The sequence below is a fragment of the Pyrobaculum ferrireducens genome, assembly GCF_000234805.1.
In the GTDB taxonomy this organism is placed as follows: domain Archaea; phylum Thermoproteota; class Thermoprotei; order Thermoproteales; family Thermoproteaceae; genus Pyrobaculum; species Pyrobaculum ferrireducens.
In genome coordinates this window covers 2009230-2030669 of sequence record NC_016645.1, presented here as the reverse complement: position 1 = coordinate 2030669, position 21440 = coordinate 2009230, and the positions used below count along the sequence as shown (strand labels likewise).

Here is a 21440-nt window from a genome sequence, read left to right as displayed (position 1 = left end):
GTGACACGTTTTTAAATTATTGCCCACCTCGGCGCATGTCTGTGGTATTCAGCACAGAGGCGGCGTGCCCCGTCTGTGGAGCTAAGACGTTTAGGTATATTGAAATGCTCTACGACACGCCCTTCTTCGGCAACGTGCTTATACAAAGCGGGTACTGCCAGACCTGCGGCTACAGATTCTTTGACATCGACTACGCAGAAGTCGGCCGCCCGACACGCGTCATATTCACGGCCCGAGACGGCGTAGACGTCGCCAAGTCCTTCCTCATCCGTAGCAAGACCGGCACGATCTACTCCCCCGACCTCGGGTTTACCCTAGAGCCGGGGAGCCACGGAGAGCCCATGATCACAACAGTGGAGGGCTTTCTCTACAAGGTGATCGACTACGCCGAGAGGTTAAAGGTACTTGAGCCAGAGGGCAGGGAGAGGGTAGACCAATTTATACAGAGAGTTTATAGAAAAATCGAGGAGGGGGGCTTCACCCTCGTGGTGGAGGACCCCCTGGGGAAGTCCCTAGTAATCCCGTATAGGGAGGGCACGGCGAGGGTCGAGTATCTAGACGCTATAGGCCAGCCCCAGGGCAGTACCTAGCTACATATAGATCAAGGATGTGAGCTAAATCGTCGTATTTGGATAATTTCCCATACAGATTCTTTATAAGGTCGTCTGTGTCGAAGCCGAGCTTCTTGTAGCGGCAGGCCCTTATAAGAGTGGCCAACTTATCCGCGAAGGCCACTACACGGCCTACGAAGTTTGTCTCGTAGCGGTACCACCGGAATAGCTCAGCAAAGTGGGGGAACTCCCTTTTTATAACCTCCTCCTCCAGCTCCTCCCACCTCACTCTGTCTCTCACCTCGCGGCCAGGGTGTCCCAGTATGGACTCGGCCAAGTCGTGCACAGCCGCCACCGCCAACACCTTTGTCAAATCCACCTCAACCCCCTCTGCGTTTAGTTGCGCCGCGATTTCCCCGGCGAGCAGGGTCACCAGCATGACGTGCTCGCACACGCTTTCGGCGTTTGAGACGCCCCTCTGCAACCACCCGACGCGCGGCGTCTTGCATAAAGTATCAACTACGGATAGGACATCGCTCATAAAGCCCCGAACACAGTGGGATCAGATCTGGGACTTATCTCGTATGCTACGGGCGTCGCCAGTATCCGCGCCACTTCTTCCCTCTTGAAGTTGGCCAAGGCCCACGACATCTTGGCATAGGCCGCCTCTGGCAACATATCCTCTAGAGGCACGACACCCATGGAGAGCAACTCCCTTCCCCTCCTATACACATAGAGGTTCACCCTGCCGAATAGAGTCTGGCTCGTCATCGCCACCACGACGCCTGCGTCTATTAGTTTCTTGACAGCTGGCAGTAGGTACTCGCCGACGTGGCCGAAGCCCGTCCCCTCGATCACCACGCCCCTCACCCCGATTTCAAGCAACACCTCTAGGAGGCGCGGGTGCATCCCGGGGTAGAACTTAACTAGAGCAACCGCCTCGTCGAATTTCGTCGTGTACTCCAGCCCGCCCCGCTCCTTGTAGTCGGTCGTGTTTATCTGCAACACGTCCTTATCCGGGTAGTACTCCGCAATGGGGGCGGCGTTTATCGACTGAAACGCGTCCCTGCGCGAGGTGTGCATCTTCCTCACCCTCGTCCCCCTGTGGATGGCCACCGCCGAGTCGCTACTTGACTTGTGCATCGCCACGACAGACTCGGCAAACGGCGCCCTGGCCGCTACTGCTATCGCCGCCTTGAGGTTCAGCACGGCGTCTGTAGAGGGCCTATCGCTCGACCTCTGCGCCCCCACAAACACCACAGGGCCGGGAGCCCTCCTGAATGCGAAGGCCATGGCCGCCGCGGTGTAATGCATTGTGTCGGTACCGTGCATAACCACGACTCCCCGGGCCCCTCTCTGGAAAGCCTCCCCTATCCTTGCGGCGACGAGAGACCAGAGCCCCGGCGTCATGTCCTCGCTGAACTTCGCCGTCACCTCCTCCACCTCAATCGGAACCTCCAAGCCGCCGAGGATCTCTATGAGGTAGTCCACGCTGAGAGTTGGGTAGACCCCTCCCGTGACGTAGTCAACCCTAGAGAGAATCGTGCCGCCCGTCGCGAGTAGCCAGATCTCCCCTCCGCCGCCCCTCGGCGCCGGCTGCGCTGTGGGAGGCGGCGCCACTTCGCCCAGCTCGACCAGCTCCTTGATTCTCCCCTTCTTGAAGCCGACGTTGTAGCCGTTCCTCAGCTTCAATACGACGATGTCTGGGTCGCTGAACTGCGTCGGAGGAATCAAAACGCCTTCAAAGACGTCGCCGTTGTCCAGAGTAACTCTAACCCGCTTATACATATCTATCCAGCCAGTTTAGAATCTCCTTAAAGTTTTCCACACGGTGCCTAGGCTTGCCCTTCCGGGTCAACTCGTGGCTCTCCTCGGGGAAGAGGACCAGCCTCGCATCCACTCCGTGTAGCTTAAGCGCCGTGAAGAAGAGAATCCCCTGGTCAAGCCACGTTCTGTAGTCCTCTATGGAGTGGATAATCAAAGTCGGCGTCTTGACCCTATCCGCTAGATACAGCGGGCTCTTCTTTATACAGAGCTCGCGGCTTCTCCACGGGGTACAGCACAACTGATCCTCCACGAAGTACCACCCGATGTCGGTGGTGCCGTACATAGACACCCAGTCGCAGATAGAGCGCTGGGTCACCGCGGCTCTGAACTTATCCACGTGGGTAATTATCCAGTTGGTCATAAAGCCGCCGTAAGACCCGCCAGCCACCGCCGACCTATTTGGATCAAGAGGGTAGTTCCTAACCACGTGCTCCACCACCTCCATCAAGTCCTGGAAATCTCTCTCGCCGTATCTACACCTAATGTCTGCAAACTCTTCGCTGTAGCCGTCACTCCCCCTGGGGTTTGAAAAGACCACGGCGTACCCCCGCGAGGCCAGTAGGTGAAACTCGAACATAAAACCCTCCCCGTATGCCGTCTTGGGCCCTCCATGTATGTACAACACCCACTTATGCGGGCCGGGGCCATCCGGCAACAGCACCCACCCCTCCACCTCCTCCCCATCGCTCGCCTTGACCACAAACCTACTGGGCTTTCTGAGGCGCCACCTCTCCAAAACGAAATCGTTAAAGCGGGTTAACCTACGGGCCTCGGATCCGTCCCAGTAGTACAGCTCCTTAGGCCTGTCCGCTTCCATGTAGGTGTATACAACGCTGCCTCCCAGCGGCGCGAACTCGTCCACAACCCCCCTAGGCGTGAGGACCGGGGACACCTCGCCGCTGAGCTCTGCGCGGAAAACCCCAACTGTCCCCCCGACAGTGGCCTGGAACAGCACGGAGTCCCCAGCCCAGTAGAGAGACCTCGCGTAGCTAGGCCCCCTCGCGTCGCTGTTAACCCCGTTGCCAACCCCATACCTAAAGCCGCAGGTGACGCACACCGGCTCCCCACCCTCCTCCACTACCCACACCCTGGAGTGGGATGACAGCCCCCTAGGCCTCAGATGTCCTGTGAATGCTATTCGCCTCCCGTCGGGGCCCCACGCAACTTCAGACACAGAGGAGAACCCCGAAGCCGCCACCGCCTGCTCCCCTGTCTTCAAGTCGAGGACAACCACGTCTTGTATATGAGGCCTCCTCCAGTCACGGGCCACCACGTACGCTATCCTCCTTCCGTCGGGGCTCCACCCAGCCCTCAACACCCTCACGTCCCCCTCAGTCAGCCTCTCCACGGCGCCGCTGAAGGCATCCACGATGTAGAGATGGCTGGCGACGTTGTATGCGAAGCCAAAGTCATTTATCCACACAGGCAACCTCTCCACATGCTTAACGTCGCTTTCAAGAGCGCCCTCATACGCCACCACGGCCAAGGCGCCGCCGTCGGGCCCCCACGCGAAGTCTAGAACCCCCAGAAACTTCGCCAACTGCCTAGGCTCCCCACCCCACTCCGAGACCCACAGCGCGACGCCCCTCTCCTTTTCCCCAAACCCCCTCCGGGAGAGGAAGGCGACACGCACCCCGTCTGGAGATGCCTTAGCCGCCAAGTCGAACGGCCCCGGCAAGACAGACCTGCAGAAGCCCCCCTCGCAGACCCAGATAGAAGACTCGTACCTATCCAGCTCTAGACTTACCCTCGTCACCGTGAAGAGAACCCGGCCGCCGCCGACGTCTGGACTAGAGACGAGGACAAGCTTAGCCAAGTCCTCTGGGGAAAGAGACATAGGGTGGAAAAAGGGGCTTGTATTAAAACTACTCCCCGGGGCAACGGCCCTCCGACTGCGAGACTGCGGGTGTGAAAAAGAAGCTGAACCCCTGTCTCGTCACGACGCGTCCCGTGGGCATCCAGCCGGGCGCCACCGTGACGCCGGGGAACTCGGCCTTTATATACCCCACGTCACCCGCCTTTACCACGTCCCTCTCCACACCTCTCACGTAGACTCTCACGCTGGGCGATAGCCTGCCGTCTAGCTCAACCCCCGAGATGGAGAGGCCGCCGGCGCCCCCGACCATGAAGCATATCTTCACCTCAGCCCCCGCGGAGGTCGGGTAGATGTAGGCCTGGGTCAGCGCTATGTAGGTATACTGCAGAGAAGAGTAAAACGTGGTGTAGAGATACCCCGCGAGGGCTATGGCAATAGCCATAATAAACATAAGAAGAATAGCCACTTGAATACTAACAACAGCACCTATCATACGAAAATCTCTACATACTAAGATATAAACTATACGTCGGGTAGCCGTTGCATGTAAGAAGTGCATGCCACGCAGCGTGAGTGACCGCGTTAACAAATGATGGTTTTAGAAAAGATAAAGAGATGTTACTTGGTTCTAAGCTCGGGATGTTCTTGGCGAAAATTGGGGTTTCAACGCCGGGTTCAGGTATAGGCGAAATATTCAAATTTCAGCGTTCATATGTCTCTTGCCGGGACTACGCCGGACGAGGGCGGCGGACGCCGCGCTGTGAATCCGGCGGGGCACCGCCCCGTCCTATTTGTCGCGTTTTACGTTGTATCTACACCGCCATGTGCGGATCAGGAGAACGCAAAGCCTATATACCCCCGGCACAGCGACGCGTCATGAAGGTTCCGAGACCCGGGCTTGAGGCGGCTGTGTTGGTGGCTGTGGGGCTGGTTGTGCTGGTGGTTGCGTTAACTCAAAGCGATTTATCTAAATATCAAGATCCGCTGTTTCCGGGGGTGAAGATGGCGAAGCCAGCCACATGCCGGTGATTTTCCAGGCTCCGTGTGATAAGGTGTTTACGCTGGGCTACGCTACGTGGCTGGGGTCCCGGGCGGCGTACGTCACTGTTTCCCACGGCTTAAATAACGGCGACGGCGTATACCAGCCGTGCTACTACGACTGCGGCGGAGAGCCCACTGGCTATGTCGAAGAGATGGACAAAGAGCTGTATGTAGACGCCGCTGTGTTGAAAATTGAGCAACGGGGAACTCAAGCCTCACCGCACGTAGAAATATGCGGATTCAACCCAGCCCCACCTCTGTCGAATGGCTACTTCACAGACGCAGAATTAAAGTCGTATGTAGGAGGTTCTATATACTCGATGTACCGAATAGGATTTGTAACAGGTTGTAGAGGCGGTATAGCACAAGTATATGCATATGAACCCTATACATATGATGGACAGCCTTACTGCCTATTAGTGCTACAATCCACTGATCGATGGCAACCGACCGAGCAAGGCGATAGCGGATCTCCACTTTTCCAGATAAAATCAGTCTATACACTTGGAAATATGTGGTCGATAAAAATGGCGGGTATTCTCACTAAAGTGAGATATGTGGATAATCAGCCTGCGTATATAGAATTCCGCTCTGTGGATTGCGTTAATAGGTTCTATGGCGTTGCGTTTAGGTATGGTAGTTAGGTTTCTGCTTCTTTTACTAATTTCCGTCACATCGGCGGCCATATTTACATATCATAGTGAAGTTCATAGATTTGGCAATTTGTCCGTTGTATATTCGCTGAATGGAATACCTGCAACTGAGGTGAGGGTAGACGGCTGTATATACTACGTCGTGAGGAGCTACGATCCCGAGGTATCTAGGGCGTTTAAAGAGGCTGTGAAGAAGGTAGGAGAGACAAATGATGTGCTTGAAAAATGGCGCATTAGATTCGGATTGGATGTATGGCCTGTTATAGATATGGAACTGAGGGCGGCAAACTACAGCGGCCCCTTGGACTTCGTTTATTGTTGTGATACGGGAGCTGAAAAGATAACGGCTGTGAGATTATCAAAGGCCAGTAGGTGGGTAAACAAAACACTGTCTTTAGTAGAAAAAGTAGAGGGCGCTCTTAAAGAGGCAGGCGCTGAAGTGAGGAGCATATACGTAAGCGTGAGTCAGGGCTTTGCGGGGGTGGATGTGTTTGTGCGCCCCGGCAAAGGGGCTGGCCTTCTGGCTAAGGTTAAGAATAAGCTTGACAACGTGTTTAGAAGCTATGGAAATACGCCGTTTTTACTTTTGATAAATATATATGAGGCACCGCCGCCTTCGCCCTATATCAAAGGCGTTGATGAAGAGGAATTAAAAGAGAGATATGTTAAGTTATATAAAATTATTTTACAGATATATGAGGATATTGGCATGTCCGTTAAGCCGCATGACGATGTTTTAATAGGTATAAGACCTAACAAGGGTATTGTAATGTTGTTGAAAGCGCCTCCAAATGAAGATAACTTCCTCAAGACTTTAACAGAGAGAACCGTGAAGGAGTTCGGTACATGTCCCAACGGCACGATTATTGAGCTGGCGAGAGATATAAGGGTTGAGGAACCTATCGGCGTGGAGATTCCGTGGGGACTGGTGATTACAGAGACGACAGCCTTGGCGGTGGGAGCCACGGCGCTTATCTACTTAACAAGACGAATATTAAGGGGTAAGTAGCTCCCCTTCCCCATTCCAGGGTTACCTGCGTTTTTTCCGCATGTACTACATAGGGACTGGCGCCGCCGGTTTTAACTAGCTGAGGCGCGCTTGGTGCGTCCAGGTGTTGAAACTCCGAGGGGTTGTTGATGGGCGCATAAAAGTTTATAACTACACAGAGGGTGTCGCCTTATGAGGAACATCCCTATTAACAAGGTTAGTGACTATGTGTGGGAGATTCCGCCTGGGGTGAAGCCTTGCCAGAAGGTGCCTGTGCGGATTTATGCAGATAGTGTGTTGCTGGAGAAGATGAAGAGCGACATGACGCTTGAGCAGGGTATTAACGTCGGTTGCCTCCCGGGGATCTATAGGTGGTCTATTGTCCTGCCGGACGCCCATCAGGGCTACGGCTTCCCCATCGGCGGCGTGGCTGCGATAGACGCCGAGGAGGGGGTCATCTCGCCCGGCGGCATTGGGTACGATATTAACTGCGGCGTGAGGGTGCTGAGGACAAACCTCACGGAGGAGGAGGTTAGGCCGAAGCTGAAGGAGCTTGTCGACACGATATTTAGACTGGTGCCTCCAGGCGTCGGCGGCACGGGCCACCTTAGGCTCTCCCCGACGGAGTTTGAGAGAGTCCTCGCCGAGGGCGTTGAGTGGGCTGTGCAGAAGGGCTACGGCTGGGCTGAGGATATGGATTTCATAGAGGAGAGGGGTTCGTGGAAGCTCGCCGACCCCTCCAAGGTCAGCGAGAAGGCCAAGGCGAGGGGTAGAGACCAGCTGGGGACGCTGGGCTCCGGCAACCACTTCCTGGAGATACAGGTGGTGGACAAGATATACGACGAGAAGGTGGCTAAGGTATTCGGCATTGAGAGGGAGGGCCAGGTGGTGGTTATGATACACACGGGTAGCCGCGGCTTCGGGCACCAGGTAGCTACCGACTACCTGCTCATAATGGAGAGGAAGATGAGGCAGTGGGGTCTGAATCTCCCGGACAGGGAGCTAGCGGCGGCTCCTCTGAAGGACAAGGTGGCGGAGGACTACATCAAGGCCATGGCCTCCGCCGCCAACTTCGCCTGGACCAACCGCCACATCATAATGCACTGGGTTAGGGAGGCGTTTAAGAAGGTGTTCGGCTCTATTGAGAAGGTAGGCCTCGAGCTGGTTTACGACGTGGCTCACAACATCGCCAAGCTAGAGGACCACGTTATAGACGAGAGAGGCACCGTGAGGAGGGTGTGGGTCCACCGCAAAGGCGCCACCCGCGCCTTCCCGCCGGGGAGGTCCGAGATCCCGGCCAGGTACAGAGACGTAGGCCAGCCGGTGCTGATACCCGGCTCTATGGGGACCGCCTCGTGGATACTCGTGGGCACCCACGACTCTATGAAGTTCACCTTCGGCACGGCCCCGCACGGCGCGGGGAGGGTGTTGAGCCGCGAGGCGGCCATCAGGATGTACCCGCCGCACAAGGTGCAAGAGGAGATGTCTAAGAGAGGTATTATCGTACGGAGCGCCGAGACGGAGGTGATAAGCGAAGAGGCTCCCTGGGCTTACAAAGACGTAGACCGCGTCGTCGAGGCCGCGCACCAAGTAGGCTTCGCAAAGAAGGTGGTGAGACAGAGACCTATAGGCGTCGTCAAAGGCTAACTTTACTTGTCGGCGGGGGCTACACCTATTTTCTGAACAATCTCGAAAACTAGCCGTCTAACTCTATGAAGAGCCAGCTCCACTGAGGTCCCCGTAGCCCATCCCTCGTAGAAGTTTATATGCATTGGCGTTTGCCTGTGCCCAGGCGTTGTGTACCCAGTCGCCTAGCTCAGCGGCGATTTTATCCTTATAGCGCCACAGCTCTCCGTGGGACGCCAGTCTAACGCCGTCGCGCCAGTAGGCGTAGGCCTTCACAGCCAGCGCCGCCGCCCCCCAAATCTTCTCACTAGCCTGCCTCAAATCACCAGCCCTCAACTCCTCCTCGGCGGCTCTCAGCAGATCTAAGGCGACTTCAGCGTATGCCTCGGCTCTGCTTGGGGGATCCACATCTGCCAGCAGTCTTTCCAATACGTAGTCTTCAAGGGTGATGCCCTCTTTCTCAACTCTTTTGCGCAACTCCCTCACGACGCTTGCCGGAAGACGTATAGTCTCCACGTCATTCCTCAAATTCCAGTTTATATTGGTGTCGGCACCTTTCTTTTGGGATCTCGGCTTGAACAGGCGCCGTTTCTAGCGCTGGATCCATTCGACGCACTCTTTTAAATCACCTGCGTAGAGGGCGTAGCCCACTATCACCCCGTCGAATCCAAGGCGGCGGGCTGTCTCGGCGTCTCTGCAGTTTTTAACTCCACCTGCGTAGTATATCCTCTCTGCGACTCTCCTCAGCCTGCCCACGTGTATGTCTGCCTTGACGCCGCCTCCCGTGCCCTCCACCTCCACCGCCGTCACCACGACTGCGGCGTAGGGGCCGGCCTCTGCCAGCAGACGCACAGCCTCTTCAAGAGGTAGGGCTCTCTCCAGCCAGCCGCTTGTCAAGACGTGCCCCCCGCCGTAGTCTATCGAAACTACTAGCCTCTGTCTGTAAAGCCCGGCTATCTCTGTGAACAGGTCCCAGTTTTTAAATGGCAACGAGCCGACGACTGCGTATTTACAGAGGGCAAGCGCCTCCTCCACAGCCTCCCTACTCCTCAGCCCGCCCCCCAACTGGCACCTACCCCCGAGGATCTCCGCGACCCGCTTGATAACTGCCGTGTTGACTGGCCTGCCGGCCTCAGCGCCGTCTAGATCCACCACGTGGACAAGAGGGGCTGGTCTGAATTTGTAGGCCAGCTCCACGGGATCGCCCTGGAAGATGTACCGCCCTCTCTCCCCCTTCACGCGCTTTACAGCCCTGCCTCCCTCTATGTCGATTGAGGGGATAATCACGCCCCCGCCTCGAAGTACTATTTAATGTTTAACGAGAGGCGGCTCTACCGCCTCATTTCAGCGTTCCCTTTGTAGAGGTGCCCTGGCCGGGCGAGAGGGCGTGTCTCAACGCGAGGCCGAGGGCCTTGTGTGCGGCCTCTATCTTGTGGTGGGGGTCTAAGCCTCTGGCGTATATGTGGATGGTGGCCCTCGCCTCTGTTGCCAAGCTCCTCACGAAGTGGGGGAACATGGAGAGGGGGTAGCCCCCGATGGCTGTGTCCGGCAACCTCGTCTTCACCACCCAGTACACCCTCCCTCCGAGATCTACTGCGGCCAGCGCGATGCTGTCGTCCATTGGCACCACCGAGTGGCCAAACCTGGCGATCCCCTTCCTATCGCCCATGAGGGCGTCCAGCGCCCTGCCGAGCGCGATGGCGACGTCCTCTATTACGTGGTGGCCGTCGTCCAGCCTCCTCAGCTCCCTCGCGACGACTCTCCCCCCCAGCCCTGCGTATAGTAGCAGTGTTTCCACCATGTGTGTGAGGAAGGGTATCGGCGTATCTACAGACGCCTCGCCGCCTCGGCTCAGCTCCACGACGACCTCAGTCTCCAAGGTCTTCCGGGTGTAGGCGGCCATGTCTCCCCTCCCGTTTCTATTTATATAGACTATGCATTAAGCTCCGTGGCCGTGGTGAGGGTCATCCCGTGTCTCGACATGGACGGCAAGGCGGGGGTCGTGGTTAAGGGGGTGAATTTCCAGGGTATTAGAGAGGTCGGCGACCCCGTGGAGATGGCTGTGAGGTACGAGGAGGAGGGTGCCGACGAAATCGCTGTACTGGACATCACAGCCACGCCGGAGGGGAGGGCCACCTTTATCGAATCGGTTAGGAGGGTGGCCGAGGCTGTGTCTATACCTGTCTTGGTTGGGGGCGGGGTGCGGAGCCTGCGGGATGCAGAGGCTCTGTTTAAAGCAGGTGCCGACAAGGTCTCTGTAAATACAGCCGCGGTGAAGAGCCCGGAGCTTGTGGAGGAGATGGCTAGAGAGTTTGGTAGCCAATCCACCGTGGTGGCCATAGACGCGAAGCTGGCTGGGGGCCGCTACGAGGTTTACATAGGCGGGGGCCGCGTGGCGACGGGGCTAGACGCGGTGCAGTGGGCGAGGAGAGTGGAGGAACTGGGTGCCGGGGAGATACTGCTGACGTCGATTGACCGCGACGGGACTAGGGAAGGCTACGATGTTGAGTTGATTAAAAGGGTGGCCTCCGCCGTCAACATCCCCGTCATAGCCTCCGGGGGAGCCGGCGCGCTTGAGCACTTCTACGAGGCAGTCGCGGCGGGCGCCGACGCGGTGCTGGCCGCCTCTCTTTTTCACTTCAAAGTCGTCACCATAGGACAGGTAAAGAGTTTTCTAAAACAGAGGGGGGTGGCGGTTAGGCTTTAAAAGGCCTGGCGCGGGGTCGCCCACAGTTGAGAGATCTGCCAGTTCTGAAAATTACCCAACACGCCGGAGGCGCTACCGTGATGCGATTTTTCACTTATTGGTTATATCAATCGCCGCATCTACTATGACATGCATGTTTTGACTCCGCGTTTCAATATCTTGCCCATGGGGAAAAAGTGCGTTAAGCTTGTGGGTGAGGTGCCTGTGTTGCTCAACGAGCCGTGCCAGGGCCGGTATTTGGTATTGAAGAGGGGGGAGGGCGTATATCCCGGATCTGCTTCTGTTGAGGAGTCTGTGTTCTACGTTGCCGCCGGGTTCCCGAAGAGGGTTGAGTTGAGCAACGGAACCCTCACCACTTCTGACGGGCTGAGCCTATTCCGGGGGTTTGTAAAGAGGGGGCTTTGGTGGGAGTTGGCCAGGGCATTCAACGCGGCGCTGGCTATATACGCGAGTAGGTGTATTTACTGTACGGCGTATATAGAGGCCGTATTTAAAAGCCGCCCACGTCTACAGTTAGGCAACGGCGTAGTAGCCAGCTTGGAAAAAACGCAGAGAGGGTATAGGGCAGTGGTGATTTCCGGGCCTGGGCGTTCAGATGTATTCAAGTGGGCTGTAGAAACCCTCTTCCGCATCTCAACCCATATACATGAAGTGACGTTGGGGGCAACAGTAGACGCGCCTCTCAGCCTCTACCTACCGCCGGCGCGCCCGGCGCCGGCTGGGGAACGGACAGGCGCTGGGAAGCGGCAACTAATCGCCGCGCCTCTGCGCACGCTTTCGGCCCCTAAGATATCAGCCGTTTAAAAACCCTCGATATTAAGAGCGTATAAGGACTCATCTTGAAGCCTGCCGCTGGGCGTGTAGTTAGCAATGCTAATAAATAGGGGGGTGGGGAGAGGCATGAAGAGAGGCTTTCCGCGGGATGTCTTGGATTCTGTTGGTAAGATTATTGACGAAGTGGCGGGAGGGGGGCTGAGCGCGGCCTTGGAGTACTCCAAGCGGCTTGACGGCATTGCTCCAGAGAATTACTTAATCACGCCGAGACCGGGGGGAGATGTAGAGGTGGTGTCTGCTGCCCTAACCGCTGCGGAATCGCTCAGGAGGTTCTACGAGAAGATGACGCCTCCATCAGCAACAGACTACTACGGAGGTGTGTTGAGAACGGCACTGTGGAAACCTGTCAGAAGCGTGGGGCTGTACGTGCCCGCGCGTTATATATCTACTCTCGTCATGCTGGCGATCCCCGCGAAAATCGCCGGGGTCGACGAGATATACGTCGTGACGCCGCCCCGCGGCGTTACAGACGAATTGCTTGCCGTGGCGAGGGAGCTCGGAGTCAAGGCGGTGCTCGCCATTGGAGGACCCCACGGCCTCGCCTACGCGGTGCATCACATGGGGGTTGACATGCTGGCGGGCCCCGGCGGCTTATACGTCCAAGCGGCTAAGTACCTGCTGTCTCAACACGTCGGGATAGACGGCATAGAGGGCCCCACCGAGCTTGTGGTGTACGCAGAGTCCGTAGCGCCCGACACGGCGGCCAGGGGGGCGCTGGCTCAGCTGGAGCACGGCCCCACCTCATTTGCATACGTCCTCTCGCCTGATCCCCAACTGCTGAGAGGCGTAGAGGAGATATACAGGAGGGAGAGGACCTCTTCAATGGGGTCGCTGGAGACGAGAACGGTCTCCGGCGTGGAGGAGGCCGTGGATCTCATCGAGAGAATTGCCCCCGAGCACCTGGAGGTGTGGGGGAGGAGGGAGGTGGCCTACAGAGTCAAGAATGTGGGCGCCGTGTCTGTCAACATGCCGAGCCCCTATCTCGACTACGTGGCGGGGATTAGCCACGTCTTGCCCACAGGCGGCTCGGCGAGGTGGCGGGGCATCGTGACGCCGCTTATCTTTATGAAGGCCGTCGGCATAGCCGAGGCTGTGGGCGAGCTGGCCCTGCTAGAGGCCGCCAGGAAGCTGGCGGAGTACGAAGGCTTCCCGCTCCACCGCAGGGCGTTGCTATGACGTGCCAGGTGCTGGAGAAGCTTGAGGGGGTCATCCGCCGGAGAATTGCCGAGGGCAACCCCCAGAGCTACACATACCGCCTATACTCCTCGGGCATTCCCGCGGTAGCCCGGAAGGTCGGTGAGGAGGCGGTGGAGGTGGCCGTGGCGGCCTTGTCAGAGGGGAGGGAGAGGGTGGTGGCCGAGGCGGCTGACCTCCTCTACCACCTCTTGGTGTTGCTGAACTCACTCGGCCTTTCTCTCGCGGATGTCTGCGGCGAGTTGGAGAGGCGGATGAAGTAGCGGGGCGACGGCTCAGCAACTCTTTAGCTGTAGGAGGAATATTGGCAGATCTTTCTTGGCGACTATCTGCACCTCCCTGGGGTAGCTCTTCCGGGCTTTGGACGTCTTTATCTCCAGCCTGTAGCTCCCCGCGACTATGTCTATCTCAGTCCTATTTCTGTAGTAGTAGACAGAGCCGCATGTCCTGTAGAGGTGTTCCTGAGCCACGTGTTCAAGTAGCGTAGATTCGTCAACTGCCTTCCCGGTCCACCAGGCTAGAGCTCTATATATCAGTGGGTCTCTAAAGAAGATTTTTTTCTCTCGTCGGAGGTTTGGCTTGTCTCCCTCTAGTAGATACGCCACCCCCAGCAGATAGAGATCTTTGAGAAATTCCACATAGTCGCGGACTGTGTTGTGAGATATCCCAACCTCCTGAGCCACGGCGTGGTACGACAGAGGACTGGGAACCTTCTCCATGATGGCGCCTATTATTTCTTTTAATAGCTGGGGGCTCCTTCCGTGTCTATACGTCTCAGAGACCACGGCGTCGATAAGCGAGGCGACGGCGTCTGGGTGCTCATTTATAGACTTGGGAAACCCACCTCTCTTTAAGTACTCCTCAAACAAGGCCTCAACCACGGCGGGATCTCTCGCCTCTCCGTAGAGCACAGCTACGAACTGGGGGAAGCCCAGCGGCAGGACAACCACATCTCTTCCGCTCCCCCTCCGACCTGGAAATTTTTCTGGAGTTTTCAACAGCTCAACAGCCGAAGATCCAGTCGCTGTGACCACCGACCTCTCCAAAGCCCCGGAGTCTATGTAAAACTTGACCACCCTCCACCATCCCCTGAGAGAGGTCACTTCGTCGAGGAATATATATAGCCGCTTGACGCCTCTCGCCTCAGCCCTAGCCAGCACCCAATGCATCACCTCTCTAAACTCCCTCAGTGAGACCACGGAGTCCAGGTCGACATAAACCACAGACTCCGGTGGGACGCTCTCGAGCAGGTGCTTAATGAGAAACTTCACGCCGGTGGTTTTCCCAGTCTGCCGCGGTCCGTAGACAAAATTAAGAGCAGGTGGGGAGAGGGATAAGTGCTCTATCCATTGTGGAATCCACCTAACTCTCTCCGACGCCCAGCGCCTAAGGTGTATATCCCTCTCGGACCAGTCTGGGTCGAACCACCACGGGTTGCTCCGCTCCAACGTCTCCATACCAGCAACCGGTGCCTTAAGTATAAATCTTTGATACCAAACTGACAACTACACGCAGTTTACTTGTCAGTATTCTATCAATGTTGCGCGAGGTATTTCAGAATTCCCCTCGCCGCTAGAACCCCGGTGGCCGCGGCGACATTTATGCCGCGGGAGAGGCCGGCGCCGTCGCCCGCAACGAATAAGCCGGGAACTGTCGTCATCAGGTTTGCGTCTACCGCAGGCCTCGCTGAGTAGTACTTAATCTCAGGGGCGTAGATAAGCGTCTGGGGGCTCGCCACGCCGGGGGCCAGCTCGTCGAGCTTCTTCAACCCCTCTATAATGTCCTCAACAATGCGGTGGGGTAGCGCGAGGGATATGTCGCCAGGTGTGACGTCTTTAAGCGTGGGGGATATACTCGACCTCCTAATACGGTCCCAGGTGGATCTCTGCCCCCTCTCCAGGTCGTAAAGCCTCTGGATGAGCGGCTTGCCGCCCCCCAGCTTGGTGGCCAGCCTGGCGATTGACTTGCCGAACTCAAGCGTGTCCTCCATGGGGTCTGTAAGCCTGAGCGTCACTAGAAACGCGAAGTTTGTGTTGTCGCTCTTTTTCTCTAGGTACGTCTCGCCGTTGACGCCGATCGTGCCGTCCGAATACACCTCCTTAACCACGAAGCCGCGGGGGTTCGTACAGAAAGTCCTCACCTTGTCGTCGTATTTAGAGGTGTAGAGAACCACCTTGGGGTCGTGCACCGCGTCTGTAAGCGGCTTCATGACGTGGTACGGCACCTCCACCCGCACCCCAATATCCACAGGGCCGAAGTCAATAGAGGCGCCCAGGCGCTTTAGCTGTGAGACAAGCCACTCGGCGCCGCCCCTCCCCGGCGCCAGAAGAACAGCCCTCGCGTTCAGCACGCCGCGGGTAGTCTTGACAGTGAAGAGTCCATTCGACCCACGCTCCACCTCCACAGCCCACGTGGCGTACATCACGGCGACGCCGGCCCCCTCGAGGTGTCGAGTCATAGCCTCCACAACCATCCTACTCCCATCGGTGCCCATGTGGCGCTGGCGTATTGGGATAATCCTCGCGTTGACCCTCGCAGCCAGCGCCGAGAGCTTCGCGAGGTACTCCATATTAGGCTCGTAGACGCGGCCCGGCGCCCCGAACTTGACAAATATCGAATCCACGTAGTTGATAAGCTCCATCGCCCTGTCCCAGTCCCCCACCAGCTCGTGGAGGTCGCCCCCCACGTCCGGCCTGAGGTTGATGAGGCCGGAGCTCAACGTGCCAGCCCCCCCAATGCCGTACATGATGTGGCAGGGGACGCAGTAGGTGCACTTCTCCAGAGGAGTCTGCAGAGGGCAGTGCCTCTGCGAGGCCTTGTACCCACCGTCGATGAGAGCTACCTTAACCCCCCCGGCCTCGGCCAGCTCAAGAGCAGCGAAGAGGCCCGCCGGCCCCGCCCCCACTATCACCACGTCGTAATCCCCCACGTACCGATCCAGCGTCCTGAGGCGGGATAGGTACTGCGTAACCACTTAACGACATGCACAACTGGATATTTATAATATCACTAGTACAAATTACCAAGCCGCCCAGCGATAGACGGTGCAGATAGGCAGTATTACTTAAAACCACTGCCGCAGACAAGAAACATGCTATACGTCGTCGTCGACGGCTTCTTCGGCGACACGGGAAAGGGCAAAGTCGTGGCGTATCTAGCCGCCGTCGACAAGCCGGCGCTGTGCGTGAGGACCGGCGCCCCCAACGCGGGGCATACAGTGGCTTGGAGAGGGGAGGCCGTGGTCCTACGCACGCTCCCCACGTGCTTCGTCAACCCCGGCTCCAAGCTGGCCGTGGCACCCGGCGCGTTGATCAAGATAGACGTATTCCTCTCTGAGGTGGAGAAGTTCGGCAGAGGCCGTAGCTACGTCGACTTCAACACAGGCGTCATAGAAGAGGCGCACGTGGAGCGGGAGAGGGCAGACGAATTTCTCATGAAAACAGTCGGCTCCACGGGGCAGGGCGTCGGGGCCGCGATGGTCGACCGCGTCCTCCGGAGGCTTAGGCTGGCCAAGGAGTTCGAGGCGCTTAAGCCCTACCTCGCCGACGTCCCGGCGATGATACACCAAGAGCGGAGCCGGGGCGTGGTTATAGAAGGCACCCAGGGGACCTTCCTATCCCTCTACCACGGCACCTACCCCTACGTCACAAGTAGAGACGTCACGGCAAGCGGCGTGTTGAGCGAGGCGGGGGTGGGTCCCAGGGCCGTGGACCACGTCGTGCTTGTATTCAAGGCCTACGTTACGAGGGTGGGCAACGGCCCCCTACCCGGCGAGCTACCGCCAGAAGAGGCCGAGAGGAGGGGATGGGCCGAGCGGGGAGCCGTCACCGGCAGGCCGAGGAGGGCGGCGCCATTCAACATGGAGCTCGCCAAGCGCGCAGTTCTCCTCAACACCCCCACCCAAATAGCCATAACAAAGATAGACATCCTCTTCAGAGACGCCTCAGGCAAAACCAGGTGGACAGATCTACCGCCAGAAGCCAGGAAGTGGATTGAAGAAGTGGAAGACGCGCTGAAGGTACCCATCACGTTGATAGGAACCGGCCCAGAGCCGCAACACATGGTAGACTTGAGAAAGGAGAAAGGAGAAGTGTAATAAAGACAGGTGTGGAGGTTTTGCCAGAGCCTTGGTTCGACCTAATGCGGTATAGAGCGGTGCGGCTAAGGGAGGCTCTTTACGAGGCTGAGCTGGCGGAGAAGTTCCTTGAGGAGGGCCTTGTGCGAAATGCCGCGGGTAAGGCCTTCCAGAGCTGGAAGGCTATTGTCGCCGCGTATTCAGTGGACAAAATCGAGGAGCTAGGGAGGGCTTTCCCCGGCCGTAAAAAGCTGAGGGGCGCCAGACGCGTCGTCGATAAGGCGGTGTGGATAGTGGCAATAATGCCAACCACAGCCCTCAAGAAAGTGGCGCAGATAGTTGGAGGAGACGTAGATCTCTATACAAACATAGCGCTACTGCTCTGCGAGTATCAGTACAACGGCCCCGATCCCGAGGGTATACTCAGCGTGTATCCAGACGACGACGCCGCGGTAAAGGACGTGAAGAGGCTAGTCGAAAAGGCTAAGGAGCTAGCGAGACAACTCCATTTATAAAAACTCGGAAACAACGTGGCGATGTACGTATCCCCATTTGACTGGCGCTACGGCACCGAGGAGATGCGCCGCCTCTTCAGCCAGGAGGCAGTCATCAACGCCTATCTAGAGGTGGAGAGGGCGCTTGTATGTGCGCTGGAGGAGCTGGGCGTGGCTGAGAAGGGCTGTTGCGAAAAAGTAAAAAACGCAGAGGTAGGCGCCGACGAGGTCTACCGGCTTGAGAAGGAGACGGGGCACGACGTGCTGAGCCTAGTGCTTCTGCTGGAACAGAAAAGCGGGTGCAGGTACGTGCACTACGGGGCCACCTCCAACGACATAATAGACACGGCGTGGGCTCTGCTCATTAGACGCGCCCTCTCCATAATAAAGCAGAGGGCGCGGGCCGTGGGCGAGGAGCTAGCGCGCCTCGCGGAGAGGTACAAAACCCTAGAGATGGTAGGCAGGACACACGGACAGTGGGCCGAGCCCATCACGCTGGGCTTCAAATTCGCAAACTACTACTACGAGCTCCACATCGCATGCAGACAGCTGGCCCTCGCCGAGGATTTTATAAGAGCCAAGATAGGGGGCGCCGTCGGCACCATGGCCGCGTGGGGGGAACTAGGCCCCGAGGTCAGGAGGAGGGTCGCCGAGATGTTGGGCCTCCCCCACCACGTAATTACGACCCAGGTGGCGCCCAGGGAGGCGTTCGCCGTGCTGGCCGCCTCTCTGGCGCTGACGGCGGCCGTCGCCGAGCGCCTCGCGGTGGAGATAAGAGAGCTCTCCCGCCCCGAGATCGGCGAGGTGGTGGAGAGGGGAGGCGGCTCCTCCGCCATGCCTCACAAGGCCAACCCCACGACCTCCGAGCGCATCGTCAGCCTGGCGAGGTACGTGAGGGCTTTGACACACGTGGCGTTTGAAAACGTGGCCCTGTGGCACGAGAGGGATCTCACAAACTCCGCCAACGAGCGCATATGGATACCCGAGGCCCTCCTCGCCCTGGACGAAATCCTCAACAGCACCCTTAGAGTCTTGAAGACCGTGTACATAGACGAGGCGAGAATAGAGGAGAACCTGCAGAAGGCGCTACCCCACATCCTCACAGAATTCCACATGAACAAGTTAATAAGAGAGGGGTACAGCAGAGCCGAGGCGTACAAAAAAGCCCGGGAAATACGCGCATTGACGTACGAATACCATAAGTGGCCCGTGGAGAAATTAATAGAAGAAACACTAAACCTGAGACTATGTGATTAACATATCAGCAGTGAGCACAATAAGTCACTGCAGTAGTGCAAAAGAAAAGATAGACAGCGCCCATACAAAATATATGGCATATCAAGGAAAATATTATAATACCCAGTAATATATGGGTAGATGCATGTGGATAATATGAAGGGGAGGCGCCACACGGGAGGTGTGGTCGTTGCGGCTGTCGTGGTTATTTTGTTAGTGGCACTTGCCATATGGCTCAGCGCCGCTTACGCAAGACCTGGCAAGCCTCTGGTGCCCTTAACCCAAGGCACATTTACGGCGCAGTACACGGCTGAGGTTATGTGCGCCGGGGGGAACAAATTCGAGGCAAACCTCACTCTAGTCTATAAGAACGGTAAGTTGGCCAGGGCCGTGCTAGGCGGCTACGAGTTGCCGCTGGCTGTGTTTAGCTACCCGCATCAGTTCGCCTATATTGGAGAGCTACTGCTTGACCTAGGTAGGGTTAGGAGTGTTAACAACGAAACTGTGAAGGGCCTCGGCGGCGTTGTCTATAAGCGTAGCCTCAACCCCGTGCCCTTTGACAAGTCGCCTCTCGCCCCCCGTAGCCAGCTGTTAGTCGAAACCAGTTTTAACTACTCTAGACTGGTGATCGAGGGGCACGGCGAGTTGATAAACGCAACGACCCACGGACTGTTGATATTTGACGACAAGGCAGAGGTGCCCTACTTCTTCATAATTGACATAATTCACAGCGCCATGAGGAGAGTCTGTAGAAGCTCCTACGCCAATATAGTTGCATACATCCGGGAGGTGAGGTAACCCCAGTTTTTAAAACCCCCTTTTCCCTCCTCCCGTGTTTGTTGGTGTTGTGGACTACACAGTGGGCAACGTCGGTAGCGTACTTACGGCGTTAAGAAGGGCGGGGGCAGAGCCTGTAGTTGTGAAAAGCTTAAGGGAGGCGGCGAGGGTCGACGCTCTGGTGTTGCCCGGCGTCGGCACCTACGAGGCGGCCTACGCGCTGGCCCACGAATTTAGAAATGCGATTTTGGAAAAGCCAACGCTGGCCATATGCCTCGGCATGCAGTTGCTATTCGAGGCGAGCGAAGAGGGCGGGGGGCAGGGGCTCGCAGTCTTCAGAGGGCGGGTGGAGAGGGTAAGGGCTCGGAAGGTGCCGCACATCGGCTGGGCGTATACGCATGTGGCGAGGCCCGACGGCGTGGTGGAGGAGGGGTACTACTACTACCTACACAGCTACGGCGTGCGCTGGGACGGGGAGGACCCCTCGCACATCGCCTACGTGGAGCTGGGGGATAGATACGCCGCGGCGGTTAGGAGGGGACACATACTTGGCGTGCAGTTCCACCCGGAGAGAAGCGGCAAGGCCGGCCTCGCGCTGATTAGGAGATTCCTAGCCGAGGCGCGTAGGTAGCTACAGCAAGCCGCGCCGCTCCTCCCCGCTCTTCAAGACGTGCGATGCCGAGGACTCGAAACACGACCTGGAACCCGTGTGGCACGCCGCGCCTATCTGGAAGACCTTGAGCACGACGGCGTCGCCGTCGCAGTCCGTCCTAAACTCCTTTACTATCTGGTAGTGGCCGCTGGTCTCCCCCTTCAGCCAGACCCTCTTGCGCGTGGTGGAGAAGTAATGCGCGAGGCCCGTGGTGAGCGTCAGCACCACGGCGATCGGGTCCATATACGCCACCATCAAAACGTCTTTAGTAACCACGTCTTGCGCAACCGCCACCACAGTGCCATCTATGTGGCGGTAGCGTAAAGACGACGCAATTTTCCAAGCCTCCTCAGCAGATGCCAAAGGCCTAGGCTCCATGAGAATTTGTCTGGTTTTTAGATTTGTCGTGTTCGAGAATTCGCTTGGCGATCCTATCGACGAAGTTTTTTACCTCCTCGTAGGCTTTCCTCACGTCGGATTCGGTGGCCCACCCCTCGTAGAAGTTTATATGCATGGCGTTTGCGGCGTTCCAGGCGTCGCGTATCCAGTCGCCTAGCTCGGCGGCGATTTTATCCTTATAGCGCCACAGCTCTCCGTGTGACGCCAGTCTAACGCCGTCGCGCCAGTAGGCGTAGGCCTTCACAGCCAGCGCCGCCGCCCCCCAAATCTTCTCACTAGCCTGACGGAAGTCGCCGGTTCCAAGCTCCTCCCCCGCCGCCCTCAGCAGATCTAAGGCAGCCTCGGCGTATGCTTTAGCTTTGCCGGGTGGATCTACGTCGGCTAGTAGCCGCTCTAATAGATAATCCTCTATAGACACGCCGGCCTCCTCCGCTCTTGCCTTAAGCTCCCTCACGATTTTAGACGGCAACACTAACGTCTCCACACATCTGCGATAGTAGAAATTTATATAGGTTACCGAGCTCGACGAAGTTCGGCTCCTTCGCGGTTCTGCCAAAAGCTCGGCGTAGG

General features: G+C 57.4%; 24 protein-coding genes and 1 pseudogene. 14 read left to right on the top strand and 11 right to left on the bottom strand.

The window, feature by feature from the left end:
- The first annotated feature begins 35 nt into the window (after positions 1-35).
- A complete protein-coding gene (locus P186_RS11395; RefSeq protein WP_014289646.1) occupies positions 36-590 on the top strand; it encodes a ZPR1 zinc finger domain-containing protein in 555 nt (184 codons plus the stop codon).
- Here the strand turns inward: P186_RS11395 and P186_RS11390 are convergent.
- Genes P186_RS11390 through P186_RS11375 form a run of 4 tightly spaced genes read right to left on the bottom strand, consistent with a single transcriptional unit; the run spans position 562 to position 4687 of the window.
- Positions 562-1092, bottom strand: coding sequence for an HD domain-containing protein (locus P186_RS11390; RefSeq protein WP_014289645.1), 531 nt, complete (start codon positions 1090-1092; stop codon positions 562-564). The genes P186_RS11395 and P186_RS11390 overlap by 29 nt on opposite strands.
- On the bottom strand, positions 1089-2339 hold the full coding sequence (gene gatD, locus P186_RS11385) for a Glu-tRNA(Gln) amidotransferase subunit GatD (protein WP_014289644.1): 1251 nt from the start codon (positions 2337-2339) through the stop codon (positions 1089-1091). Before gatD ends, P186_RS11390 begins: the two co-directional genes overlap by 4 nt.
- Positions 2332-4215: a S9 family peptidase gene (locus P186_RS11380; RefSeq protein ID WP_014289643.1), complete on the bottom strand. Its 1884-nt coding sequence runs from the start codon at positions 4213-4215 to the stop codon at positions 2332-2334. Before P186_RS11380 ends, gatD begins: the two co-directional genes overlap by 8 nt.
- 28 nt (positions 4216-4243) lie before the next feature.
- Complete coding sequence (locus tag P186_RS11375) at positions 4244-4687, bottom strand: hypothetical protein (RefSeq protein ID WP_014289642.1); 444 nt, start codon at positions 4685-4687, stop codon at positions 4244-4246.
- A 383-nt stretch (positions 4688-5070) separates the two neighbouring features.
- On the opposite strand from P186_RS11375, the gene P186_RS14105 reads away from it, so the two are divergent.
- The 4 genes from P186_RS14105 to P186_RS11360 all read left to right on the top strand — a co-directional run bounded on the left by P186_RS14105 (position 5071) and on the right by P186_RS11360 (position 8523).
- On the top strand, positions 5071-5223 hold the full coding sequence (locus P186_RS14105; protein WP_014289641.1) for a hypothetical protein: 153 nt from the start codon (positions 5071-5073) through the stop codon (positions 5221-5223).
- Positions 5214-5879, top strand: coding sequence for a hypothetical protein (locus P186_RS11370; RefSeq protein WP_014289640.1), 666 nt, complete (start codon positions 5214-5216; stop codon positions 5877-5879). The genes P186_RS14105 and P186_RS11370 overlap by 10 nt, the downstream gene beginning before the upstream one ends.
- Complete coding sequence (locus P186_RS11365) at positions 5869-6897, top strand: hypothetical protein (protein WP_014289639.1); 1029 nt, start codon at positions 5869-5871, stop codon at positions 6895-6897. The genes P186_RS11370 and P186_RS11365 overlap by 11 nt, the downstream gene beginning before the upstream one ends.
- Before the next feature lie 171 nt (positions 6898-7068).
- Positions 7069-8523 carry an RtcB family protein gene (locus P186_RS11360; protein WP_014289638.1) on the top strand — a complete coding sequence of 485 codons (1455 nt, stop codon included), beginning with the start codon at positions 7069-7071 and terminating at the stop codon, positions 8521-8523.
- Between the two features lie 2 nt (positions 8524-8525).
- On the opposite strand, the pseudogene P186_RS11355 reads toward P186_RS11360, so the two are convergent.
- From P186_RS11355 to P186_RS11345, 3 genes and pseudogenes are all read right to left on the bottom strand, one after another.
- Positions 8526-9018, bottom strand: a pseudogene (locus tag P186_RS11355) (PaREP1 family protein).
- Between the two features lie 75 nt (positions 9019-9093).
- Entirely contained in the window at positions 9094-9789 is a 696-nt protein-coding gene (locus P186_RS11350) for a HisA/HisF-related TIM barrel protein (protein WP_014289636.1), read from the bottom strand.
- 52 nt (positions 9790-9841) lie between these two features.
- Positions 9842-10405 (bottom strand): imidazoleglycerol-phosphate dehydratase, encoded by a 564-nt coding sequence (locus P186_RS11345; RefSeq protein WP_014289635.1) that lies wholly within the window; start codon positions 10403-10405, stop codon positions 9842-9844.
- A gap of 45 nt (positions 10406-10450) precedes the next feature.
- Between P186_RS11345 and hisF the strand changes: the two genes are divergently transcribed.
- From hisF to hisE, 4 genes are all read left to right on the top strand, one after another.
- Positions 10451-11209: an imidazole glycerol phosphate synthase subunit HisF gene (gene hisF / locus P186_RS11340; protein ID WP_014289634.1), complete on the top strand. Its 759-nt coding sequence runs from the start codon at positions 10451-10453 to the stop codon at positions 11207-11209.
- Between the two features lie 129 nt (positions 11210-11338).
- A complete protein-coding gene (locus P186_RS11335; protein WP_014289633.1) occupies positions 11339-12013 on the top strand; it encodes a hypothetical protein in 675 nt (224 codons plus the stop codon).
- A 96-nt stretch (positions 12014-12109) separates the two neighbouring features.
- Complete coding sequence (gene hisD / locus P186_RS11330) at positions 12110-13219, top strand: histidinol dehydrogenase (protein ID WP_148683022.1); 1110 nt, start codon at positions 12110-12112, stop codon at positions 13217-13219.
- Positions 13216-13500 (top strand): phosphoribosyl-ATP diphosphatase, encoded by a 285-nt coding sequence (hisE, locus tag P186_RS11325; RefSeq protein ID WP_014289631.1) that lies wholly within the window; start codon positions 13216-13218, stop codon positions 13498-13500. The genes hisD and hisE overlap by 4 nt, the downstream gene beginning before the upstream one ends.
- A 12-nt stretch (positions 13501-13512) precedes the next feature.
- On the opposite strand, the gene P186_RS11320 is transcribed toward hisE, so the two are convergent.
- Together P186_RS11320 and P186_RS11315 are read right to left on the bottom strand one after the other, a co-directional pair.
- Positions 13513-14694: an ATP-binding protein gene (locus tag P186_RS11320; protein WP_014289630.1), complete on the bottom strand. Its 1182-nt coding sequence runs from the start codon at positions 14692-14694 to the stop codon at positions 13513-13515.
- A gap of 77 nt (positions 14695-14771) precedes the next feature.
- The gene (locus P186_RS11315; RefSeq protein ID WP_014289629.1) at positions 14772-16211 is read right to left on the bottom strand and encodes an NAD(P)/FAD-dependent oxidoreductase; all 1440 of its coding nucleotides are present in this window, start codon (positions 16209-16211) and stop codon (positions 14772-14774) included.
- A 117-nt stretch (positions 16212-16328) separates the two neighbouring features.
- Here P186_RS11315 and P186_RS11310 point away from each other — a divergent pair, with 117 nt between their 5' ends.
- The 5 genes from P186_RS11310 to hisH all read left to right on the top strand — a co-directional run bounded on the left by P186_RS11310 (position 16329) and on the right by hisH (position 20450).
- A complete protein-coding gene (locus P186_RS11310; RefSeq protein WP_014289628.1) occupies positions 16329-17333 on the top strand; it encodes an adenylosuccinate synthetase in 1005 nt (334 codons plus the stop codon).
- An 11-nt stretch (positions 17334-17344) separates the two neighbouring features.
- Positions 17345-17827, top strand: coding sequence for a PaREP1 family protein (locus P186_RS11305; RefSeq protein ID WP_014289627.1), 483 nt, complete (start codon positions 17345-17347; stop codon positions 17825-17827).
- Positions 17828-17848: 21 nt separating this feature from the next.
- Entirely contained in the window at positions 17849-19063 is a 1215-nt protein-coding gene (purB, locus tag P186_RS11300) for an adenylosuccinate lyase (RefSeq protein ID WP_014289626.1), read from the top strand.
- A gap of 120 nt (positions 19064-19183) precedes the next feature.
- A complete protein-coding gene (locus P186_RS11295; RefSeq protein WP_014289625.1) occupies positions 19184-19840 on the top strand; it encodes a hypothetical protein in 657 nt (218 codons plus the stop codon).
- A gap of 34 nt (positions 19841-19874) precedes the next feature.
- A complete protein-coding gene (gene hisH / locus P186_RS11290) occupies positions 19875-20450 on the top strand; it encodes an imidazole glycerol phosphate synthase subunit HisH (RefSeq protein ID WP_014289624.1) in 576 nt (191 codons plus the stop codon).
- On the opposite strand, the gene hisI is transcribed toward hisH, so the two are convergent.
- Together hisI and P186_RS11280 are read right to left on the bottom strand one after the other, a co-directional pair.
- A complete protein-coding gene (gene hisI / locus P186_RS11285) occupies positions 20451-20849 on the bottom strand; it encodes a phosphoribosyl-AMP cyclohydrolase (protein ID WP_014289623.1) in 399 nt (132 codons plus the stop codon).
- A complete protein-coding gene (locus tag P186_RS11280) occupies positions 20839-21354 on the bottom strand; it encodes a PaREP1 family protein (protein ID WP_014289622.1) in 516 nt (171 codons plus the stop codon). The genes hisI and P186_RS11280 overlap by 11 nt, the downstream gene beginning before the upstream one ends.
- Between the last annotated feature and the right edge of the window lie 86 nt (positions 21355-21440).

Coding starts and splice junctions, on each gene's coding strand:
- P186_RS11335 (WP_014289633.1), top strand. CDS start 11,339: ATGCATGTTTTGACTCCGCGTTTCAATATCTTGCCCATGGGGAAAAAG.
- P186_RS11395 (WP_014289646.1), top strand. CDS start 36: ATGTCTGTGGTATTCAGCACAGAGGCGGCGTGCCCCGTCTGTGGAGCT.
- P186_RS11360 (WP_014289638.1), top strand. CDS start 7,069: ATGAGGAACATCCCTATTAACAAGGTTAGTGACTATGTGTGGGAGATT.
- P186_RS11365 (WP_014289639.1), top strand. CDS start 5,869: ATGGTAGTTAGGTTTCTGCTTCTTTTACTAATTTCCGTCACATCGGCG.
- P186_RS14105 (WP_014289641.1), top strand. CDS start 5,071: ATGAAGGTTCCGAGACCCGGGCTTGAGGCGGCTGTGTTGGTGGCTGTG.
- purB (WP_014289626.1), top strand. CDS start 17,849: ATGTACGTATCCCCATTTGACTGGCGCTACGGCACCGAGGAGATGCGC.
- hisE (WP_014289631.1), top strand. CDS start 13,216: ATGACGTGCCAGGTGCTGGAGAAGCTTGAGGGGGTCATCCGCCGGAGA.
- P186_RS11310 (WP_014289628.1), top strand. CDS start 16,329: ATGCTATACGTCGTCGTCGACGGCTTCTTCGGCGACACGGGAAAGGGC.
- P186_RS11345 (WP_014289635.1), bottom strand. CDS start 10,405: ATGGCCGCCTACACCCGGAAGACCTTGGAGACTGAGGTCGTCGTGGAG.
- P186_RS11295 (WP_014289625.1), top strand. CDS start 19,184: ATGCATGTGGATAATATGAAGGGGAGGCGCCACACGGGAGGTGTGGTC.
- hisI (WP_014289623.1), bottom strand. CDS start 20,849: ATGGAGCCTAGGCCTTTGGCATCTGCTGAGGAGGCTTGGAAAATTGCG.
- P186_RS11390 (WP_014289645.1), bottom strand. CDS start 1,092: ATGAGCGATGTCCTATCCGTAGTTGATACTTTATGCAAGACGCCGCGC.
- P186_RS11375 (WP_014289642.1), bottom strand. CDS start 4,687: ATGATAGGTGCTGTTGTTAGTATTCAAGTGGCTATTCTTCTTATGTTT.
- P186_RS11320 (WP_014289630.1), bottom strand. CDS start 14,694: ATGGAGACGTTGGAGCGGAGCAACCCGTGGTGGTTCGACCCAGACTGG.
- P186_RS11370 (WP_014289640.1), top strand. CDS start 5,214: ATGCCGGTGATTTTCCAGGCTCCGTGTGATAAGGTGTTTACGCTGGGC.
- gatD (WP_014289644.1), bottom strand. CDS start 2,339: ATGTATAAGCGGGTTAGAGTTACTCTGGACAACGGCGACGTCTTTGAA.
- P186_RS11380 (WP_014289643.1), bottom strand. CDS start 4,215: ATGTCTCTTTCCCCAGAGGACTTGGCTAAGCTTGTCCTCGTCTCTAGT.
- hisD (WP_148683022.1), top strand. CDS start 12,110: ATGAAGAGAGGCTTTCCGCGGGATGTCTTGGATTCTGTTGGTAAGATT.